Origin of the sequence: Methylobacillus draconifructus, from assembly GCF_045984385.1 — a bacterium.
Taxonomy (GTDB): Bacteria; Pseudomonadota; Gammaproteobacteria; order Burkholderiales; family Methylophilaceae; genus Methylobacillus; species Methylobacillus flagellatus_A.
In genome coordinates, this window is record NZ_JBJQIJ010000001.1 from 576,510 (window position 1) to 596,288 (window position 19,779).

Annotated in this window: 23 protein-coding genes; 17 read left to right on the forward strand and 6 right to left on the reverse strand. The window is 57.0% G+C overall.

Translation table 11 applies throughout. The annotated features are described in order from the left end of the window. The first annotated feature begins 94 nt into the window (after positions 1–94). Positions 95–832 carry a hypothetical protein gene (locus ACKF11_RS02820; RefSeq protein WP_407995875.1) on the forward strand — a complete coding sequence of 246 codons (738 nt, stop codon included), beginning with the start codon at positions 95–97 and terminating at the stop codon, positions 830–832. A gap of 2 nt (positions 833–834) precedes the next feature. Here ACKF11_RS02820 and ACKF11_RS02825 read toward each other — a convergent pair whose 3' ends face one another. The 4 genes from ACKF11_RS02825 to ACKF11_RS02840 all read right to left on the reverse strand — a co-directional run bounded on the left by ACKF11_RS02825 (position 835) and on the right by ACKF11_RS02840 (position 3,364). Beyond that, positions 835–1,401 carry a YqiA/YcfP family alpha/beta fold hydrolase gene (locus ACKF11_RS02825; RefSeq protein ID WP_405029481.1) on the reverse strand — a complete coding sequence of 189 codons (567 nt, stop codon included), beginning with the start codon at positions 1,399–1,401 and terminating at the stop codon, positions 835–837. Positions 1,402–1,417: 16 nt separating this feature from the next. Then, positions 1,418–2,200 (reverse strand): TIGR01458 family HAD-type hydrolase, encoded by a 783-nt coding sequence (locus ACKF11_RS02830; protein ID WP_407994294.1) that lies wholly within the window; start codon positions 2,198–2,200, stop codon positions 1,418–1,420. A 112-nt stretch (positions 2,201–2,312) separates the two neighbouring features. After that, positions 2,313–3,089, reverse strand: coding sequence for an Aq_1264-related membrane protein (locus ACKF11_RS02835; protein WP_309564777.1), 777 nt, complete (start codon positions 3,087–3,089; stop codon positions 2,313–2,315). Between the two features lie 134 nt (positions 3,090–3,223). Further along, positions 3,224–3,364 (reverse strand): DUF3149 domain-containing protein, encoded by a 141-nt coding sequence (locus tag ACKF11_RS02840; RefSeq protein WP_309564778.1) that lies wholly within the window; start codon positions 3,362–3,364, stop codon positions 3,224–3,226. 241 nt (positions 3,365–3,605) lie between these two features. Between ACKF11_RS02840 and ACKF11_RS02845 the strand changes: the two genes are divergently transcribed. From ACKF11_RS02845 to ACKF11_RS02875, 7 genes are all read left to right on the forward strand, one after another. Beyond that, positions 3,606–4,322: a flagellar brake protein gene (locus ACKF11_RS02845; protein WP_407995876.1), complete on the forward strand. Its 717-nt coding sequence runs from the start codon at positions 3,606–3,608 to the stop codon at positions 4,320–4,322. A gap of 138 nt (positions 4,323–4,460) precedes the next feature. Further along, positions 4,461–4,994 (forward strand): acyloxyacyl hydrolase, encoded by a 534-nt coding sequence (locus ACKF11_RS02850; protein ID WP_407995877.1) that lies wholly within the window; start codon positions 4,461–4,463, stop codon positions 4,992–4,994. A gap of 71 nt (positions 4,995–5,065) precedes the next feature. Next, positions 5,066–5,716, forward strand: a complete 651-nt coding sequence (rsxB, locus tag ACKF11_RS02855; RefSeq protein WP_407995878.1) for an electron transport complex subunit RsxB — start codon at positions 5,066–5,068, stop codon at positions 5,714–5,716. Then, positions 5,713–6,372, forward strand: coding sequence for an endonuclease III (gene nth / locus ACKF11_RS02860; protein WP_309564781.1), 660 nt, complete (start codon positions 5,713–5,715; stop codon positions 6,370–6,372). Before rsxB ends, nth begins: the two co-directional genes overlap by 4 nt. Next, positions 6,369–7,466 (forward strand): FIST N-terminal domain-containing protein, encoded by a 1,098-nt coding sequence (locus ACKF11_RS02865; protein WP_407995879.1) that lies wholly within the window; start codon positions 6,369–6,371, stop codon positions 7,464–7,466. The genes nth and ACKF11_RS02865 overlap by 4 nt, the downstream gene beginning before the upstream one ends. Continuing rightward, positions 7,467–8,342, forward strand: a complete 876-nt coding sequence (gene thiD, locus ACKF11_RS02870; protein WP_309564783.1) for a bifunctional hydroxymethylpyrimidine kinase/phosphomethylpyrimidine kinase — start codon at positions 7,467–7,469, stop codon at positions 8,340–8,342. After that, a complete protein-coding gene (locus ACKF11_RS02875; protein WP_407995880.1) occupies positions 8,342–8,779 on the forward strand; it encodes a DUF1841 family protein in 438 nt (145 codons plus the stop codon). The genes thiD and ACKF11_RS02875 overlap by 1 nt, the downstream gene beginning before the upstream one ends. A gap of 39 nt (positions 8,780–8,818) precedes the next feature. Here ACKF11_RS02875 and nadB read toward each other — a convergent pair whose 3' ends face one another. Beyond that, positions 8,819–10,435, reverse strand: coding sequence for an L-aspartate oxidase (gene nadB, locus ACKF11_RS02880; RefSeq protein ID WP_407995881.1), 1,617 nt, complete (start codon positions 10,433–10,435; stop codon positions 8,819–8,821). A 194-nt stretch (positions 10,436–10,629) separates the two neighbouring features. On the opposite strand from nadB, the gene rpoE reads away from it, so the two are divergent. The 9 genes from rpoE (at position 10,630) to era (ending at position 18,954) form a co-directional block, all read left to right on the forward strand. After that, on the forward strand, positions 10,630–11,247 hold the full coding sequence (rpoE, locus tag ACKF11_RS02885; RefSeq protein WP_405029496.1) for an RNA polymerase sigma factor RpoE: 618 nt from the start codon (positions 10,630–10,632) through the stop codon (positions 11,245–11,247). Continuing rightward, the gene (locus ACKF11_RS02890; RefSeq protein ID WP_407995882.1) at positions 11,247–11,705 is read left to right on the forward strand and encodes a sigma-E factor negative regulatory protein; all 459 of its coding nucleotides are present in this window, start codon (positions 11,247–11,249) and stop codon (positions 11,703–11,705) included. The genes rpoE and ACKF11_RS02890 overlap by 1 nt, the downstream gene beginning before the upstream one ends. Positions 11,706–11,712: 7 nt before the next feature. Further along, positions 11,713–12,666, forward strand: a complete 954-nt coding sequence (locus ACKF11_RS02895; RefSeq protein ID WP_407994285.1) for a MucB/RseB family sigma factor regulatory protein — start codon at positions 11,713–11,715, stop codon at positions 12,664–12,666. A gap of 160 nt (positions 12,667–12,826) precedes the next feature. Beyond that, positions 12,827–14,260, forward strand: coding sequence for a DegQ family serine endoprotease (locus ACKF11_RS02900; protein WP_309564788.1), 1,434 nt, complete (start codon positions 12,827–12,829; stop codon positions 14,258–14,260). A 118-nt stretch (positions 14,261–14,378) separates the two neighbouring features. After that, on the forward strand, positions 14,379–16,172 hold the full coding sequence (lepA, locus tag ACKF11_RS02905; RefSeq protein ID WP_407995883.1) for a translation elongation factor 4: 1,794 nt from the start codon (positions 14,379–14,381) through the stop codon (positions 16,170–16,172). Continuing rightward, positions 16,169–16,915 carry a signal peptidase I gene (lepB, locus tag ACKF11_RS02910; protein WP_309564790.1) on the forward strand — a complete coding sequence of 249 codons (747 nt, stop codon included), beginning with the start codon at positions 16,169–16,171 and terminating at the stop codon, positions 16,913–16,915. Before lepA ends, lepB begins: the two co-directional genes overlap by 4 nt. A gap of 30 nt (positions 16,916–16,945) precedes the next feature. Beyond that, on the forward strand, positions 16,946–17,311 hold the full coding sequence (locus ACKF11_RS02915) for a DUF4845 domain-containing protein (protein ID WP_407995884.1): 366 nt from the start codon (positions 16,946–16,948) through the stop codon (positions 17,309–17,311). Between the two features lie 75 nt (positions 17,312–17,386). Next, positions 17,387–18,067: a ribonuclease III gene (rnc, locus tag ACKF11_RS02920; RefSeq protein WP_309564792.1), complete on the forward strand. Its 681-nt coding sequence runs from the start codon at positions 17,387–17,389 to the stop codon at positions 18,065–18,067. After that, entirely contained in the window at positions 18,064–18,954 is an 891-nt protein-coding gene (era, locus tag ACKF11_RS02925) for a GTPase Era (RefSeq protein WP_407995885.1), read from the forward strand. Before rnc ends, era begins: the two co-directional genes overlap by 4 nt. Positions 18,955–19,200: 246 nt before the next feature. Here the strand turns inward: era and pagP are convergent, their stop codons facing one another. Next, a complete protein-coding gene (gene pagP / locus ACKF11_RS02930) occupies positions 19,201–19,755 on the reverse strand; it encodes a lipid IV(A) palmitoyltransferase PagP (protein ID WP_407995886.1) in 555 nt (184 codons plus the stop codon). Positions 19,756–19,779 lie beyond the last annotated feature (24 nt).

Consider the following 19,779-nt stretch of genomic DNA (forward strand, 5'->3'; position numbering starts at 1 on the left):
CATTGTGAGGAAAGTGATCCGGGGCGAGGCGGAAATGTTAAGGGAGCATTATTTTCTTATAATACCCGCCAATGTTTCCAGAAATGACGGATCGATGAAACCTGATGTAATGAACAAGCCGGCCATGGCTGCGGTGGCCGGCCTGTTTTCCATGTTGTCGCATGCCAATGACGCAGCGTTGAGCAGCGAGCAGCCTGCCATTCCCGAGCCCATGCTGTTTGATCTTGTGCGGCCCCTGGGTTCTCCCAAGGGTGAGCTGGAGGTGAACAATCTGGCGGAACACTCGCTACGTAATGGCGATATCCAGTGGGCGCCGGAAATTGAATATGCGTTTGCCGACGGTTACGCGCTCGAGATCGAGCTGCCGTTCGAGAATTCCTCGCTATCGACTTACAAGCTGGCGTTGCAGGGGACGCTGGATTCTCCCGCGAGCGAGCGGATGATTCATGGTTGGCAGGTGATTGCCAAGCGCAAGGCGCATGAGAATACGTATTCTGCAGACGCTTTGTATTTGCATGGATACCGTATGAGTCCTAAGTGGAGCACGTTCAATATGCTGGGTGTGCGGCGCACCGAGCTGGGCAGCCGTGGCAGGAACGTGGTGCTTTCGAACAACAGCCTGTTTTACAGCTACTCCAGCCGGCTTGTATTGGGGCTGGAAGTGAACAATGAGATCGACCACCGCATGAAATGGCGGTACCGCATTACGCCCCAGTTGCACTACAACTTCGACAAGCACCGTACTTTGCAGTTTGGTATCGGGCCTTCGCGGCTTAGCGACGACATGAAGACCGAGTGGCTGGCGTCATGGCGGCTGATTTATGCTTTTTGATGCTAATGACCGCCAGGTGGAAGCATATCCATCATGCTGGTCACGATGAGGTCGGTCCGGGCAAAGCGGTGATGGCCGCCGCCGGGCAGGATCAGCTTGGCCTTGCCGGAGAAATTGGCCACGCTCTCCATGTAGGGAATCAATTCATCGCCTTGTTCGTGTAGTACGGTTACCCTGCCGGGCTTTCCGCTCAGGCGGTAAGCGGCATATTTTGCCAAATGGGCTTTGGTCAGCCAGCCTTGCTCCTGCGAGTAGAAATTTTCCACTTTGCCGACGTAGCGCTGCAAGCTCAACTCAGGGTGCATGCAAGGATTGATCAACAGGCAGGGTTGGCGATAGCGGCATGCGAATTGGTAAGCCCAGAAACCGCCGAGCGATGAGCCCGTGAGCAAGACGCCTTGGGCCAGCAACGGCAGGATGGCCTGTTCGAGCTGAATGTAGGAAATATCAGGATCCCAGCTGTTGTACTCAGGAATGACGGCCTGGGGAAAGTGTTGCCGCAGCAGCGAGGATTTTTCACTTGCCGGGCTGGAGTTGAAGCCCGGCAAATAAAGAATGTTCAAGCGCATACTCTCCTGAATGGTGTCAGTCTTGCAATCCTAGCAGTGCAGGCAGGTCGGCGACAGAGTCTATCACCATGTCGGGCGCAACGGTTGCGGAGGCAAGGTACTCCTCGCGAAACTTGCCGGTGCGCACCAGCACTCCGCGAATGCCCGCTTTTTGTGCACCCCCGACATCCGAATCGACATCATCCCCGATCATCAACACTTCCGATGCCGGGAGCTTGAGGTCGGCGAGGGCGATCTGGAAAAACTCGGTAGCGGGCTTGCCGATAATCATGGCTTGCGTACCGGCGGCATATTCCAGCGCGGTGATGAAGCCGCCGATATCCATTTGCAGCCCAGCCTCGGTTTGCCAGAAGCGGTTCTTGTGGATCGCGATCAGCTTCGCGCCGTTCTTGAGGCAGTTGAACACCTCGTTCATGACGTCGTAAGTCCAGGCCTTGCCTATGTCGCCCACGACGATGTATTCCGCCGCGGTGTTGGATTGGCGAAAGTGCGAGAAGTCTTTCTTGACGTCGTCGGCCAACAGGAAGCGGCAAAGCGGGTTGCCGAGCTGTTCAAGATATTTCAATGCTGCTTCAGGCGCGCTGATGATTTCCTCCGGCGCGACATAGAACCCCATGCCGAGGATTTTCTGGTGCAAGGAATAGCGCGAAAGGGTGCTGGTGTTGGTGACAAAGCGGCAGCCAAGGCCCTTTGTACGCAGCAAGTCGACCGTCTCTATCGCGCCGGGAATCGGGCTGTTGCCTATATGCAGGACGCCATCCAGGTCGAACAGGACGGCGTTGACCGATGAAGTGTCCATATGCGTACCTCCTGGAATGTTCATTCATGGGCAAGCAAGGCTCGTGCCGTTACAAAAACAGCGGAGGCCGCCAAGCCTCCGTTATGCTGTAGCTAGCTGCCCGAAACAGCCATTAATTCTTCAAGTCTGCTTCCCAGGCGTTGCCATAGGTCTTGCCATTGCGCGACAGGATCAGCATTTGGTACATGCTGGTCACCCACATGAACGTGGACGCAATGCTGTAGCCAATGCCGCCAATGATCGTGAGCCAGGCGAACCCAGGGTTTAGCTTGGTCAGCCACCATGACAATACGTCGAGGATCAGGAACGCGAACGGGAAGGCGATCGCCAGGATTTTCAGGATGCGCGGCACGTTCACGGCAAAGCTGAAGATGAACGCCATAAGAAAGAAAATGAAGCAAATGCCGAATAAGTGGATATGGGAAACCCGTGTCAGGCTCTGGATGGTGGCGCCTTCATTCACGGCGGACACTTGCTTCACGCCCTCATAGGTCCTGTAGTCGGGGATGCCGGGGATTACGCTGTGGCACATGACGCAGCGCTCCGCGAACACGCCTTTGAAGTGGTTTTCCCATTGATCCTCGGGCGCGCCGTTGCGTACCCACTTGATGATGTCGAGGCGCACTTCAGGAGGCGCATGCGGTTTCATCGAGCCGTTGAGCTTGCTTTCGAGCTTGCTGCCGCTACGGTCGCCGTAGTAGCTATAGACGATATCATCCTTGGACAGGCCCAGCTTGCCATCCGCCATGCCGTGCGTGAGCATGATCTGCAGCCCGGCCATGCAAAGGCCGACGCCGATTACCAGAAGGTAGCCAATAAACAGGGTTTTGATCGAAGTGGGAAGGTTGGGGAGGTTGAGCCAAGGCAGGCTGGAGGGCGTTTCTTTCATGGCATTCTCGTCTAGCGTTAAAAATACAAGCAACGCAAGCATACCTCAATTTGAGATATAGCACCTAGTTTTAGTAGGGTTATTGCAAATGAAAAGCCTTACTGTCGAAGTAAGGCTTGCATCGGTGGAATAAGTCAGTGCGATGAGGCGTTTTCTCGCTCTTTGCGGGCGTTCAGTATGCAGAATCCAATCCAATAGCTGATGACGATAATGGTCAGGATGATGGTGCCGATCGATGCGATGCCCACCCACGAACCAAACAGTACTTTAAGCATAGCAGCCTCCTTTTAGCGTTATCGCGGTGTAAAGATTAATAACCATAATATTTTTATGGGTATGCTACGCTTTTGCCGGAAAGAGTAAAGACCTTTATTTAAAAGTGGTTAAATTTTATCCTGCTGCATCGGTGTTACCTTGTCTCGCTATCTGACATCAGCAATAATCTGACGGATAAAAACATGAGCGGGCAAGCCATGGTTTGCCTGGAATAATAAGCGCAATTAAGAACAAGCCATCATGACAGACATCATTGAAAATCCGCCTGAAGCAGAAAACGACGGGCCGGAAAAGGTCGGGTTTGAAGAAATCAATCTGCAACCAGGAACTCGGCTGCAGTTACTGCGGCATCGAGGCCACACCCCCGTACAATATCTTTCCACCTTTATCGGCATGGAGCGCAATGAATACCTGCTGTTGCGTTTGCCCAAGGCGCAGGGCACTTTCCTGACTTTTTACGATGGCGAGAAAGTCACGGTGCGTGTTTTTTCCGGGATCATGATCAGCAGCTTTGACGCCAGCGTGATCCAGACGATTCAGCATCCCTTGAATTGCTTATGCATTTCCTTTCCTCATGCCATCCAGGTAAAGAAAATCCGCAGGGAAATGCGGATCAAGGCGGATATTGAAGGACAGCTGGGTTTGGAAGATCGTACAACCGTGCCGGTGAAGTTGACCAATATTAGCGCCACTGGATGCCAGGTGTTGGTTGATCGTGACATAGGCAAGATTGACGGCCAGCTGGTCTTGAATTTCAACCTGCCCCAATTGCATGAGGATGAGACGTCCGCCATTACCCTGGAGGCCAGGGTGCGCAACGTGGTGCTAGTAGCTCCGTCAGGCGGCGCAAGCTTTCTTGCCGGCCTTGAGTTTGTGGCACTGGAAAGCAACGTGCAATTGATCGTGCGCCATTACGTTTATGAATGCCTGGTCGATAGACGGCAAAACCTGGTCTAGGCACGCTCTGAACAAGGGAGCACAAGCCTGTTAAATCGCTATGGTAAGGAAAGCTGTTTTTTGCATACAATCGCGCTGGGATATAGCCCTAGGTTCTGCAGTCACTTTCAATGAAGTAACAACTTGCCAGGAGATCACGTGAAGAAAATTGCACTCGCGTTACTAGCATGCTGTACTCTGAATAACCCTGCCAATGCTGTGGATGGTATTGCGTTCACTGGCGGCTCCGGCCCTGATGCCAACATGGCCGCGGTTTCGCTGACGTGGGATTGGGACAAGCGCTGGTTCACGGAAGGCGATTGGCATCTCGGAGGGTATTGGGAATTGACCGGCACGGCCTGGAAAGGCGACGGACCTTCTCCCGAAAAAGAGCTGTATGCAATCGGCATAGCGCCGGTGTTCCGCTTGCAGCGCTCCGAACCTCCAGGGATATTCAATCCCTATGTCGAAGCCGGCGTAGGGGCCTATCAATTCTCGGGCCGCCGCGTGCATGGAAGCGTCAGCATGGGGACCCGTTTCGAATTCGGCAGCCATCTCGGCTTTGGGGTCACATTCGGCGACCAGCAGCAATATGACCTCGGCTACCGCTTTCAGCATTTCTCCAATGCAGGCATTACCAGTACCAATCCAGGCGTCAATTTCAATGAAATCCGCTTTGGCTATCATTTCTAATTTATTTTAATAGGCAGATTCATCTCGGGCGGCGGGTATAATTCTGTTATTCATTGATGGCACATAACGGAATGATCGAACTTGCAGATCGCATAGACGCCATATTGCCGCAGACGCAATGCACGCAATGCGGATATGCTGGCTGCCGCCCATATGCAGATGCGCTCGCCCGGGGAGAGGCAGGCATCAATCAATGCCCTCCCGGCGGCGAGTCCGGGATCCATGCGCTGGCGCAGCTGCTCGGTCAGCCTTATGCGCCTTTAAGCCCGGTTCACGGCGTTGTTCGCCCCAAGATGCGAGCTGTCATCGACGAGGAGAGTTGCATAGGATGCACTTTGTGTATCAAGGCGTGCCCTGTAGATGCAATCCTGGGCACGCACAAGCAAATGCATACGGTGATTGCGGATGAATGTACCGGCTGCGAGTTGTGTGTGGCACCTTGTCCTGTAGAGTGTATCGATATGGAGCCTTTGGCAAACCAGGATTGGGATTACACCCTGCCGGCAAGCCCTGCGCGCCGGGTGGCCGATGCCGCCCGCAGGCGGTATCAGGCTCGCTTGCAGCGTCTTGACCGCAATTCTCCAAAACCATTAGCGGACGCCAGCTCTCGCGAGGCTGACGGCCAGGCTCCCAATACAATAGACGCCAAGAAAGCAGCCTTGGCCGCCGCCATGGCGCGTGTCCGTGCCCAGCGGAAAACAGATATCCCACAAAAAGCATGAACGCAGAAAAACGCCAGGAATTGTTCCGCCGGCTCAGCCTTGCCATTCCGGAGCCGACGACCGAACTCGTGCATACGAGCACATTCGAACTGCTGATCGCGGTCATTCTCTCTGCCCAGGCCACCGACAAGGGCGTGAACATCGCGACGGCGAAGCTCTTCCCGGTAGCCAATACGCCCCAGGCAATCCTTGATCTTGGCATCGAGGGCCTGGAAAGCTACATCAAGACGATAGGCCTCTACCGCAGCAAGGCCAAGAACGTAATGGCCACCTGCCGCCTGTTGGTGGACCGATATAATGGCGAGGTTCCGGATACGCGCGAAGCATTGGAAAGCCTGCCGGGCGTGGGGCGCAAGACGGCCAACGTGATATTGAACACGGCATTCGGCCAACCCACCATTGCGGTGGATACGCATATTTTCCGCCTGGGCAACCGCATCGGCCTGGCGCCCGGCAAGACACCGCTCGAGGTGGAAAACAAGCTGATGAAAGTGGTGCCCAAGGAGTACTTGCACGATGCGCATCATTTGCTGATCTTGCATGGGCGCTACGTCTGCGTGGCACGCAAACCCAAGTGCGGCGAATGCGTGATTTACGATCTTTGCGAGTTCAAGGCCAAATCAACGCCAGCTTCCGCTGCCGTGGAGGCTGTTTGAAAGTTGGAACAGGACTGGCACAAGGGCGCCAGCCGCTGCCAGAGCTCGCTGCACAAGCCGTCAGGCAGGCCCTGGATCAAGCAGGGCTTGATATCGCCACTGGGGTGCTGCTGTTCCTGAGCGAGGATTTCGCACAAGACCCGCAACCGGCCTTACGTACCGCCGCGACGGCGGCGAGCACCACCCAGGTCAGCGGCTGTTCCGCGCCCGGGATTTTTACGCAGGACGAGTGGGTGCTGGACGGTTCCGCTGCCGCAGCGCTGGTGCTGGGCGATGGCGCGGCTATCGCTATGGCGAGAGACCAGAAGGATGGCGTATTGTTGACGCTGACGGCGCCAAACGCATTCAACGCATCCTGGATGGAGTCGCCCGGAATACGCTTTGGCGGGGTGGCAGGGGATGCGACAGGCCAAGGGCAGTTCTCGCTATGGGGCAATGGCAAGGTCTTGACCGGGCATTGTGATCTGGCGCTGGAGGGAGCCGCGGGCGTGGTCGATGTGGCGCACCCCTTCAAGCCGATTGGCGTGTCGCAGCGGATCGACCAGGCCAGCGGGCATGACTTGCTTGTATTATCCAATCAATCCGCTTCCCGCCAATCCGCATGGTCTAGCCTGGCCAATGCGCTAAGTGCGCAAGGTATTGAGCACCAAGCGGGCATACCCTGTCACCATATGATGCTGATGTTGGCCGAGAGCGAGGCAGCCTTATCCCGGGGAGATTGCCAATTAATTCCAATTGTGGGAGCCAACGCCGACACTCAATCCGTGACTCTGGCGAAGGAAGCCGTGCCGGGCGACTGGCTCGCCTGGGGGGTGTTGGACCGAGATGCCGCACAGCGGCATCTCGCCTCCAAAATTGCATCCATGGGCGCCAGGTTGCGCAATGAGCCCACTTTTGGTTTGATGTTCTCCTGCTTGGCGCGCGGACCACATTTTTATGACGGGGTGGATCATGATCTTGCCCTGTTGAAGCGCTATTATCCCGGCATGCCGGTGATCGGGTTTTACGGCAATGGCGAAATCGCCCCGGTCAATGGCCGCAATGCCTTGTGGCAGCACTCTGTCGTGCTGGGATTGTTTACTGCTGAAAGTTGAATGATGAATGTATCACCATTGTTGAATGCCGCTGCCACCAACCGTTATCCTCGCGTGCTTTCCATCGCGGGCTCGGATAGCAGCGGCGGCGCAGGCATACAGGCCGACCTCAAGACGTTTTCCGCGCTGGGCTGCTACGGCATGACCGCCATTACGGCCCTGACCGCGCAGAATACCCAGGGCGTGCGCGCCATTCATAGCGTGCCGCCCCAAATGCTGCGCGACCAGATCGACGCCGTGGTGGAGGATATCGGCGTCGACGCGGTCAAGATCGGCATGCTGCATTCGCCTGAAGTGGTCATGACCGTGGCGGAAGCGCTGGATGCGCACGGTCTCAAGCAGGTCGTGCTGGACCCGGTCATGGTCGCGGCCAACGGTGCGAAGCTGATTTCGGATGAAGCCATCTCGGTGCTGGTCAACGAGCTTTTCCCCCGGGCGCTCGTCGTCACGCCCAACCTCGATGAGGCCGCATTGCTGTTGGGCCGACCGCTGACCGGGACCGACGAGCTGGAGCAGGCTGCGCAGGAACTGCTCGGGCAGCGCGCCCATGCCGTCCTGCTCAAGGGCGGCCACCTGCCCGGGCATGATGTCCTGGACATACTGGTGCAAGCCAATGCGGCAGGCCAAGTGACCGAACTGCACAAGCTGCATTCGCTGCGCATTTCCACCCATAACCTGCACGGCACGGGATGCACTCTGTCATCGGCGGTCGCGGCATACCTCGCATTGGGCTTCAACTTGCCGGATGCGGTGCAGGCGGCCAGGATTTACGTGCGCTCCGCCTTGTATGCCGGCTCGAACGTCAGGACCGGCGCAGGAGTCGGGCCGCTGAACCATGGCTTTGCCCCGCAGGCCATGAAGGTGTGGGAAGCCTGATGGCCCTGTTCAACCCCAGCCGCGACCAGGTGCGCCAGTTTTTCTTCGATGCCTGGGCTAAGTTTCAGCGGCATCAAGTGTTGACCGACCTCGAGACCATGGCTGTCGGCATCGTGCAGGCCCATCCTGAGTACCATCACGTGCTGGATGCGCCAGAGCGTTATCTGGATCAATCCTATTTTCCCGAAATGGGGGAAACCAACCCCTTCCTGCATATGAGCCTGCACCTTTCCGTGCTCGAACAGGTGTCCATAGACCAGCCGCCAGGCATTAACGCTGCCTACCACGCCTTATGGCGCAAGCATGGCGACGCGGTCGAGGCGCAGCATGTGCTGATGGACTGCCTGGCAGAGGCCATCTGGCAAGCCCAACGCACTGGTGCCGGCCTGGATGCGCAGGCTTATGCCGCTTGTATCGAGGCCAAGGCGCGAGGGTAGCGCAATGAGCTCCGCCGGATATCCAGTGACAGCTCGGCCTCAGTGATGCTCATGGCCGTGATGGCTGTCCAGCAAACTATAGTAGTTGGACGGTTCCAGCACGGTAGGCACGGCTTCGTCGGCAAGGAAGGGATAGTCTTTGCTGTAATGCAAGCCGCGGCTTTCCTTGCGCTCCATGGCGCTCTTCACGATAAGTTCGGCAACCTGCAATAGGTTGCGCAATTCGATCAGGTTGTTGCTGATGCGGAAATTGCTGTAGAACTCGTGCACTTCGTCGCGCAGCAAATGGATGCGGTGCAAAGCGCGCGTCAGCCGCTTGTTGGTACGGACAATGCCGACATAATTCCACATGGTGCGCCGCAGTTCGCTCCAGTTGTGGGTGATGATGATCTCCTCGTCAGCATCGGTAACGCGGCTTTCGTCCCAATAGGGCAGGGTAACCACCGGCATCGGCTGCTGTGCAAGGATGTCATGGGCCACGGCTTGGCCGAACACCAGGCATTCCAGCAGCGAATTGCTGGCTAGACGGTTGGCGCCGTGCAGCCCGGTACAGGCCGTCTCTCCAATCGCATATAGCCTGGGAATGTCGGTGCGGCCGATATGGTCGGTCATGATGCCGCCGCAACTGTAATGGGCTGCGGGCACGACGGGAATGGGTTCGCGTGTGATGTCGATGCCCAGCTCGAAACAGCGGCGGTAAATAGTAGGGAAGTGCGAGAGGATGAAGTCGGCCGGTTTGTGCGATATGTCGAGGTATACACAGTCTAGGCCGCGCTTTTTCATTTCAAAATCAATCGCACGGGCCACGATGTCGCGAGGCGCCAATTCGGCGCGCTCGTCATGCCAAGGCATGAAGCGCGCGCCGTCAGGCAGCTTGAGTATGCCGCCTTCGCCCCTCACGGCTTCCGTGATCAGGAACGACTTTGCCTCCGGATGATAGAGGCAGGTGGGATGGAACTGGATGAATTCCATGTTGGCAATACGGCAGCCCGCGCGCCAGGCCATGGCGACGCCGTCGCCTGAGGCTACGTCGGGATTGGTTGTGTAGAGATAGACCTTGCCTGTCCCGCCTGTGGCCAATACCGTGTGCTGCGCCCCGACGGTGAGCACTTTTCCCGTCGTATTGTCCAGCACGTAGGCGCCCAGGCAGGCGCTGCCTTCCATGTTCACCTTGCCTGCGGTGATGAGGTCTACCGCGATATGCTCTTCCAATACGGTAATGTTGCGGTGCTGGCGCACTTTCTCGGCCAGGGTTTTCTGGACGGCGTGCCCGGTGGCGTCGGCAGCGTGAATGATGCGCCTATGGCTGTGTCCGCCTTCACGGGTAAGGTGGAAGCCGCTATTGTCGTCCTCGCGCGTGAAGGGCACTCCTTCTGCGATCAGCCATTCCACGGTTTCCCTGCCGTGCTCGGCCACCAGGCGGGTGACGGCGGCATCGCATAAACCCGCGCCAGCGATAAGGGTATCTTGAATATGTGCTTCCGTTGAGTCATCATCTGCAAGTACGGCGGCAATCCCGCCCTGCGCCCAGTTGCTGGAACCGTCATTGATGCCGCGCTTGCTGATCAGGCAGACTTTTTTATCCGCCCCTACCTTGAGCGCGAGCGTGAGGCCAGCCAAACCGCTGCCGATGATGAGGACGTCGTATTGCTGCATAAGAACCTAGAAATGGATGAACTTTAGCGAGTGTAGCGCTGTCTGTAGCACTAAGCTAGTCATGAAAATACAAAGGGAAGGTCATGATCAAGACAAATAATTTCGAGGAATTTTCGCGCATGGGCTTCGTCGATACGGGAGTCCGCGGGTATACTCCGTCTGTCAAGAAAACACAGACAGGGAGCATGGCCGCGATGGCAGTAACCCCGCCGGCGGGCAATCGGGAGTTGGACCAGCAGCTAGTTGAGCGCGCGCAAAGCGGCGACAAGCGCGCGTTTGGCTTGCTGGTGGACAAGTACCAGCGCAAGCTGGGGCGTTTGCTCTCGCGCTTGATCAGGGACCCTGCCGAGGTCGAGGATGTCGTCCAGGAATCCTTCATCAAGGCTTACCGGGCTCTGCCCAGCTTTCGTGGCGATAGCGCGTTTTATACTTGGCTGTACCGCATTGGCATTAACACCGCGAAGAATTACCTTGTTGCAATGGGGCGCAGGCCCCAAGCCACAGGTGATATCGAAATCGAGGATGCTGAGAATTTCGACGATGGTGACGAATTGCGCACCATGGATACGCCTGAAACCGAATTGATGGGCAAGGAAATTGCCCAGACTGTGAACGATACGGTAGCCTCGTTGCCGGAAGAGTTGCGTACGGCGATCACCTTGCGCGAGATAGAAGGCTTGAGCTACGAAGAGATTGCCACGATGATGGATTGCCCGATAGGGACGGTACGTTCGCGAATTTTCCGTGCCCGTGAAACGATTGCCCAGAAGTTGCGTCCTTTGCTGGACACCCCCGAAAACAGGAGATGGTAATGAAAAGTCAAATTTCGGCGCTGATGGATGGCGATATAGCGCTTGAGGATGCAGAGTACCTGTATACGACTTTGAAGTCTGGAGGCGAATCCGCCCAGGCGTGGTCTGATTATCATCTGATCGGCGACGCCATGCGCGGCAATCCTGTTTTCAAGCCCGACTTTACCGAACGGCTGTTAGCCAGCCTCGAGGACGAGCCTGTGCTGCTGGTGCCCGCCGTCAAGCGCAAGCAGGCCATGCTCAAGAGCAGCAAACTCTGGTCTGTGGCTGCATCCGTCTCCGCCGTGGCGTTTGTCGGGTGGGTGGTATTGCAGCAGCAAGTGCAAAGCGGGCTCGAGGATGACGCGACGCCGATGGAAATCGCGCAAAGCCTGCCTTCCGACTACTGGTTGGCGCACCAGTCCCAGGCTTCCAACAATTCCGCCTACTATATCCAGCCAGCCAATTACGCGGAGTAGTGGGTAGATGAAGCGTTTCCTGCTGGCTTGTTTGCTGGCAACTCCGTTTGTGGTTGTGCATGCCGAACCTGAAGACCCCTGGCTTGTCCTGCAAAAGGCTGCCCGCGCAGCCCACGACTTGAGCTATAAAGGGGTCTTCATCTACCAGTCGGGCGACAACATCAAGTCCGTGCAAATTACCCATACCAATTCAGGCCAGGGCGAGTATGCGCGCATGGTAGTGCTGGACGGCACGCCGCGCGAAATGCTCAGCCAGGGCGGGGACGTGGTTATTTTCAGCTCCAAGAATGAAAAAGTCATCATGGAAAAACGCCGGGCGCACAATCTGTTCCCGGCAGTCCTGCCTGACGACATGGAGCTCCTCAAGGCCAGCTACCAAGCCAGGATAGGCGGTACGGAACGCATTGCCGGCCGCGATGGCCGCGTTGTCTTCCTCGATCCACGCGATAGCTTGCGCTATGCCTACAAGTTCTGGGCGGACCGTGAGTATGGCTTGCTGCTCAAGTCCTTGATGCTGAACGATCAAAAGCAGATGCTCGAGCAGATGGCTTTCAGCCAGGTCAATATGATGGAGGACCAGGGCATGGACTGGTTCCACCCGAATGTCGATCACAACAAGCACTATATTCTCGAGGAAGCTCATGCCCAGCCGGCACAGGAAGCAGTGTCAAGCTGGACGGTAGGCGCTTTGCCCGCAGGCTACCGCAAGGTCGAGCAGGTCACCCGCCTCGTGCCGGGCAAGAGCGCTCCTGTCACGCAAGTCATTTTCACTGACGGACTGGCTTCCGTTTCCCTCTTCATTGAACCTTTGTCCAAAGGTATTCGTCCTAAAATCGGCCAGACATCGAAAGGGGCTACCCATTTCTATGCCAATGTCAGCAAGGGTTATCAGATACTGGTGGTAGGCGAGGTCCCCGCTGCGACGGTGGCACAGATAGGCAGCGCGGTCAGTTTCAAATAGCTGTTCGAGGTCTAAAGCGCGGTTTCGTTGTATCCGAATGCCCGCCTTGCAGCATATAAACTATGCGGTCTGAGTATCGTGTGAATTCGTGAATGGTGTGTGAGTTTGCCGCCGGTTGCCTAGGCGGCGTGTGAGTGTGACGTGTTAACGAGGTGAATCAATGTTCAAGAAACTAATTGCCGTGTCAGCAATTTGTTTATCTGTTGGTCTGGCTGCGGCAACACCGGTATTAGCCAAGGAGTTGCCCGATTTTACGGAGTTGGCGGAAAAGCAAGGGGCTGCGGTTGTCAATATCAGCGTGACCCAGGTGATGCAGTCAGGGCCTGGCGGTTCTCCTTTCCAGGGGTTGCCCGAGGACGAGGCGTTGAACGAGTTTTTCCGGCGTTTTGGCATCCCCGGCTTCCCTGGAGCGCCGCGCGGGCAGGGCGGTCCGCAGCAGCCTGAATACAAGTCCCAGTCCTTGGGGTCGGGTTTCATCATCAGCAACGACGGTTACATCCTGACTAACGCCCATGTGGTTCGCGAAGCTGACGAAGTGATCGTCAAGCTCAATGACAAGCGCGAGTTCAAGGCCAAGATCGTGGGAGCGGACCGCCGTACCGATGTGGCGTTGCTCAAGATCGAGGCGACTGGCCTGCCCAAGGTGACGATCGGCAATCCGGAGCAGTTGAAGGTAGGCGAATGGGTGGTGGCGATCGGGTCGCCATTCGGGCTTGAAAGCACTCTGACCGCCGGCGTGGTGAGCGCCAAGGGCCGCGCTTTGCCCCAGGAAAACTTTGTGCCTTTCATCCAGACCGATGTGGCGATCAATCCGGGCAATTCCGGCGGGCCGCTGTTCAACCTCAAGGGCGAGGTGGTCGGCGTCAATTCCCAGATTTACAGCCGTACCGGCGGTTACATGGGCTTGTCGTTCGCCATCCCGATTGACGTGGCGATCGATGTTTCCAACCAGCTCAAATCTTCCGGCCGCGTGGCACGCGGCTGGCTTGGCATCGGCATCCAGGAAATCACCAAGGACCTGGCCGAGTCGTTCGGCATGAAGAATACCAACGGTGCGCTGGTGGCAGGCGTGGAGAAGGGCAGCCCTGCTGAAAAGGGCGGCCTGGAAGCGGGTGACGTCGTCGTCAAGTTCGACGGCAAAGCGGTCAATGTTTCCTCCGACCTGCCACGCATCGTCGGCGCCACCAAGCCGGGCAAGCAAGTGCCGGTGGAAGTACTGCGCAAGGGCGCTAGCAAGACGCTGAGCATTACCTTGGGCGAAATGCCGGCCGACAAGGACGAGGTCGTGCCCGCTTCACAGCCTAATGCCAAGCCGGAGTCCAACCGTCTGGGATTGACCTTGCGCGAGCTGACGCCTCAGCAACGCCGCAACCTGAACGGCCGCAACGCTCTGGTAGTGGTGGATGCGCAGGGCGCTGCGGCGCAGGCAGGCATCCGCCGCGGCGACCTGGTGCTGGCATTGAACAACACTGAAGTGCAAAGCCTGGAGCAATTCACCAAGCAGGTGAACGCCGTGCAGGCAGGCAAGACGGTCGCGTTGCTGGTACAGCGGGAAAACAATACCCTGTACGTGCCGGTCAAGATCGGCAAGTAAGGCATGCCAAGTAAATATGCTGAGAGCCGGTATTTGCTGTAAAATCCGACTCTAATTAGTGTGTTGTAAAAGGGCGCTTCGGCGCCCTTCTTTACTTGGCTTAATCTAGAATAACTACATGAAGAATATCCGCAATTTTTCTATCATCGCTCATATCGACCACGGCAAGTCCACGCTGGCGGACCGCATCATCCAGTTGTGCGGCGGACTCTCAGACCGTGAAATGGAGGCCCAGGTGCTGGACTCCATGGATATCGAGCGCGAACGCGGCATTACCATCAAGGCGCAAACTGCCGCGCTGGAGTACAAGGCGCTGGATGGGCAGGTCTACAACCTCAACCTGATCGATACGCCGGGCCACGTCGACTTTTCCTACGAAGTCAGCCGTTCCCTCGCCGCCTGCGAGGGCGCTTTGCTGGTGGTGGACGCTTCGCAAGGGGTGGAAGCGCAAAGCGTGGCGAACTGTTATACCGCGATCGACCAGGGCGTCGAAGTGGTGCCTGTCCTCAATAAGATAGACCTGCCCGCCGCCGACCCGGAACGCGTGATGCAGGAAATCGAGGACGTGATCGGCGTGGATGCTTCCGAGGCCGTGCGCTGTTCCGCCAAGACCGGCGTTGGCGTGCAGGACGTGTTGGAAAACATGATTGCCAAGATCCCGCCGCCTGTGGGCGATCCGGAAAAACCCTTGAAGGCCTTGATCATCGATTCATGGTTCGACAACTATGTCGGCGTGATCATGCTGGTGCGCGTGGTGGACGGGGTGCTCAAGCCCAAGGACAAGATCCGCATGATGGCGACCAAGACGACCTATCTTTGCGAGCAGGTCGGCGTATTCACGCCCAAGTCGCGTCAGCGCGCTTCGTTGTCCGCGGGCGAGGTGGGTTTCATCATCGCCGGCATCAAGGAGCTCACCAGCGCCAAGGTCGGCGATACCATCACTTTGGCCGACAAGCCCGCAAGCGAGGCCTTGCCCGGCTTCAAGGAAGTGCAGCCGCAGGTGTTCGCCGGGCTCTATCCGGTCGAATCCAATCAATTCGAGGCCTTGCGTGAGGCGCTGGAAAAGCTGCGCCTTAACGACGCTTCGCTGCAGTTCGAGCCGGAAAACTCCAGCGCATTGGGCTTTGGCTTCCGTTGCGGCTTCCTCGGCCTGCTGCACATGGAAATCGTGCAGGAGCGCCTGGAGCGCGAGTACGACATGGACCTCATCACGACGGCGCCGACCGTGGTGTACGAGTTGCTGCTCAAGACCGGCGAGGTGGTGCAGATCGAGAACCCTTCGCGCCTGCCCGAGCCATCTCGCATTGACGAGATACGAGAGCCCATCATTACCATCAACCTGCTGATGCCGCAGGATTACGTCGGCCCGGTGATGACCTTGTGCAACAACAAGCGCGGCGTGCAGCGCAACATGCAGTATATGGGGCGCCAGGTGATGCTGAGCTATGAAATGCCGCTCAATGAAGTGGTGCTGGATTTCTTCGATCGGTTGAAGTCCGTATCTCGCGGCTACGCTTCCATGGATTATGAGTTCCTCGAGTTTCGCGCGGCCGACCTGGTCAAGCTCGACATCATGGTCAACGGCGAACGCGTCGATGCGTTGTCGTTGATTGTGCACCGTTCAAACAGCGTCTACCGAGGCCGCGAATTGGTATCCAAGATGCGCGAGCTGATTCCGCGCCAGATGTTCGATATCGCCGTACAAGCCTCCATTGGCGCCAACATCATCGCGCGCGAAACCGTGAAGGCCATGCGCAAGAACGTGTTGGCCAAGTGTTACGGCGGCGATATCACGCGTAAGAAAAAGCTCCTCGAAAAACAGAAAGAGGGCAAGAAGCGCATGAAGCAGGTAGGTAACGTTGAAATTCCACAGGAAGCATTCCTGGCTATTTTGAGGGTTGAAGACAAATGATGTTTGCATTGTTCATGTTGGCGGTGCTGGTGATCACCGGGGTGATCTGGTTGCTGGATAGCCTGTTCTGGCGCAAGAGGCGTGCTGCGGATGCGGCCGACCCCGTGATCGTGGAGTACTCCAAGAGCTTCTTCCCCGTGATCCTGGCCGTGTTCCTGATCCGGTCCTTCATTGTCGAGCCGTTCAAGATTCCATCCGGTTCCATGATGCCGACGCTGCTGGCCGGCGATTTCATTCTCGTGAACAAGTTTTCCTACGGCTTGCGCGTGCCCATCCTCAACAAGACCTTCTTCGAGGTCGATCATCCGCAACGCGGGGACGTTTTCGTCTTCCACTACCCGCCTGATCCATCGATCGATTACATCAAGCGCGTCATCGGCGTGCCGGGCGACCGCATTGCCTACCGCAACAAGCGCCTGTACGTGAACGGCCAGGCAGTGCAGACCGATTATGTCGATGATTACAAATATGTCGGCTCCGGCCTCAACATGATCGCGACCAAGCGCTATCAGGAGCAGCTTGGCGAGGTCAGGCACGATATCCTCATCGAGGAAAACGGCATGGCGTTCGATGGTGAAGTGGAAGTGCCGGCAGGCCATTACTTCGCGATGGGCGACAACCGCGACAACAGCAAGGACAGCCGCGTCTGGGGCTTTGTGCCCGAGGACAACCTGGTCGGCAAGGCATTCTTCATCTGGTGGAATTTCGACGACTTTGGCAGAATTGGCACCAAGATCAAATAAATATCCAATCAACTCGAAGGGAGAGCCAGCATGAAAAAACAGCAAGGCATGACATTCCTGAGCCTGGTGGTCGTTATTGCAGTGGGCATGTTTTTTGCAGTGCTGGCGATGAAGCTCACGCCTGCCTACATCGAGTATTTTGCCGTCAAGAAAGCGATCAGCCGCATTGCCCATGATCCGGCGTTTTCCAGCATGGGCAAGGCCGACATGATTACCGCTTTCCAGAAAAGCGCGACCATAGACGATATCCGCAGCGTCGAAGCCCGGGACCTGACCTTCCTGCGCGATGAGAACGGCAAGACGGCGCTTTCGGTCGATTACCAGGTCGTGGTGCCCTTGTTTTCCAATATCAGTGTCTTGCTGGACTTCGAGGCATCTACCGACAATGCCCGTTGATCGTCAATCTTGCCCTGGCCGTGTGGCTTGCATGGCTTTTTCAATGCTGCATGTATCTCGTGGCGGGCTGCCGTTTTGAGCCAGAACAGCCTGGTACGCCAGCTTGCGTACGAATTCAAGGATAAAAGCCTGCTGACGCTGGCGTTGACGCACCGCAGCTATTCCGGAAACAATAATGAGCGCCTGGAATTCCTTGGTGACGGCGTGCTGAATTTCCTGGTAGCGCATCAGTTGTTCCAGCGTTTCCCCAAACTGCCCGAGGGCGACCTCAGCCGTTTGCGCGCCCAGCTGGTCAAGGAGCAAACCCTGAGCGAGATTGCCACTGGCCTGGATGTCGGCGAATTTCTCCGCCTGGGCGAGGGCGAGCTCAAAAGCGGCGGCTGGCGCCGCCCCTCCGTGCTGGCCGACGCCATGGAAGCCATCATCGGCGCGGTTTTCCTGGACGGGGGCTACCCGGCTGCCGAGGCGCTGGTGAAGCGCTTGTTCCTGCCGCGCATGGAAAGCATAGATCCCAAGGCGATCGGCAAGGATGCCAAGTCCTTGCTGCAGGAATTCCTGCAAGGGCGCAAAATAGACCTGCCCGAATACAACGTCTTGGCAACCGAGGGCGAAGCGCATTGCCAGACATTCCGGGTGAGCTGCCATATCACCAAGTTCCAGATTACCACCGAAGGCAAAGGCTCCAGCCGACGTGCGGCTGAGCAGCAGGCCGCCCAGCTGGCTTACGAGCAATTGCTCGAAAAAGGAAAGAAATGACATCATCCAACGCTTTTCGTTGTGGCACTGTCGCCATCGTCGGCCGTCCCAACGTGGGCAAGTCCACCTTGCTCAACCATATCCTCGGCCTCAAGCTGAGCATTACGTCACGCAAGGCGCAAACCACGCGGCACCGCCTGCTGGGCATACATACCACGGAAGATACGCAATTCCTGTTCGTGGATACGCCAGGCTTCCAGCAAAAGCATATCAATGCGCTCAACCGCAACCTGAACCGCACCGTCACCCAGGTGCTGAGCGAGGTGGATGTGGTGTTGTTTGTGATCGAGCCCATGCACCTGGGAGATGCGGACCGCAAGGTGCTGGAGCTGCTGCCGAAGAATCAGCCAGTATTCCTGGTCGTCAACAAGGCCGACCTGATGGGCGACAAGGGGAACCTGTTGCCGTTGATCCAGGATTTCGACTTGGAGTTTCCATTCACCGGCATCATTCCCGTAAGCGCCAAGAAAAATCTGTATCTGGATGAGCTGCTGGCTGCCGTCCGTGAACACCTGCCTGAACAACCGGCGATTTATGGCGAGGATGAGCTGACGGACCGTAACGAGCGCTTCCTGGCGGCAGAAATGCTGCGTGAAAAGATATTCCGTTTGCTGGGAGATGAAGTGCCGTATTCCGTAGCGGTGGAGATCGAGAAGTTCGAGCAGGAAGGCAATTTGCGCCGTATCCATGCCGCCATCATTGTCGACAAAGATAGCCAGAAGCCGATGCTGATCGGCAAGGGCGGCGAAAAGCTCAAGCGCATTTCCACCGAGGCGCGCCAAGATATGGAAAAGCTGTTCGGCGGCAAGATCTGGCTCGAGACCTGGGTGAAGGTCAAGGGCGGCTGGGCGGACGACGAGCGCGCCCTGAAGTCCCTGGGGTACTGAGAGCCTGTTCACGATTTTTTCATAGGGTACGCATGGCCCCAAAACGTGTCCGGTCAAGGCCCAGTTTGCAGGTAATGCTGCAACGTGGCGGATGTGTTTTAGGGGCATGCTCTCCGGGCTGCTCCGGCAGCGCAGCCGCTGCTGCGTTGCAAATCCTCGCCGGGCAATGAGCCCGTCTGTGGTTTGCGCCTTGCTTCGACTACACTGCCGGAGCAACGTACCTCATGAAAAAATTGTGAGCAGGCTCTAAAAGCCGACCCTGGACCAGAAGAACAGGATATTGCCGTTGCCCCGGCCGCCAGGCACATAACTGGTGTTCACCGAGTATTGCCTGTAGTTGAGCGACGCAATCGGTAATATGCCGGGGATGGGGAAGTTCTTGTAGATATCGGCACGCGAAGTGAGGAATGCCGTGTAGCCGACGCCGGCATGCAGTCCCGACCGAGAACCCATCATCCATTGGTGTCCATAGCCCAGCATAGGTTGCACATTGCTGTGCGAGTCAGAGAATGCCATCAAGTAAACACCTTCCCAATTGCCTGCGGCGTTGTAGCGGCTGCGTCCGTATCCCAGGCCCCAGGTGAATTCACGGAACGAGTCGATCTTGTCGTTATCGTAGGCAAAGCGCAAGTGGTGGGTCCAAAGCGGGATGTAGAGGTCATGATCGCCGTTTTTCCAGGTATCCGAGATGCGCTCGCATGACTTGTCTATCCATGAGTAGTCCGTGTTGCACGCGGCCTCTGCCGCCAGTGGGACGAGCATGGTGCTGCTCATCGCGATGATGCCGTGCCTGATATTCATAAGCCTATACCTTAACCATCTGCT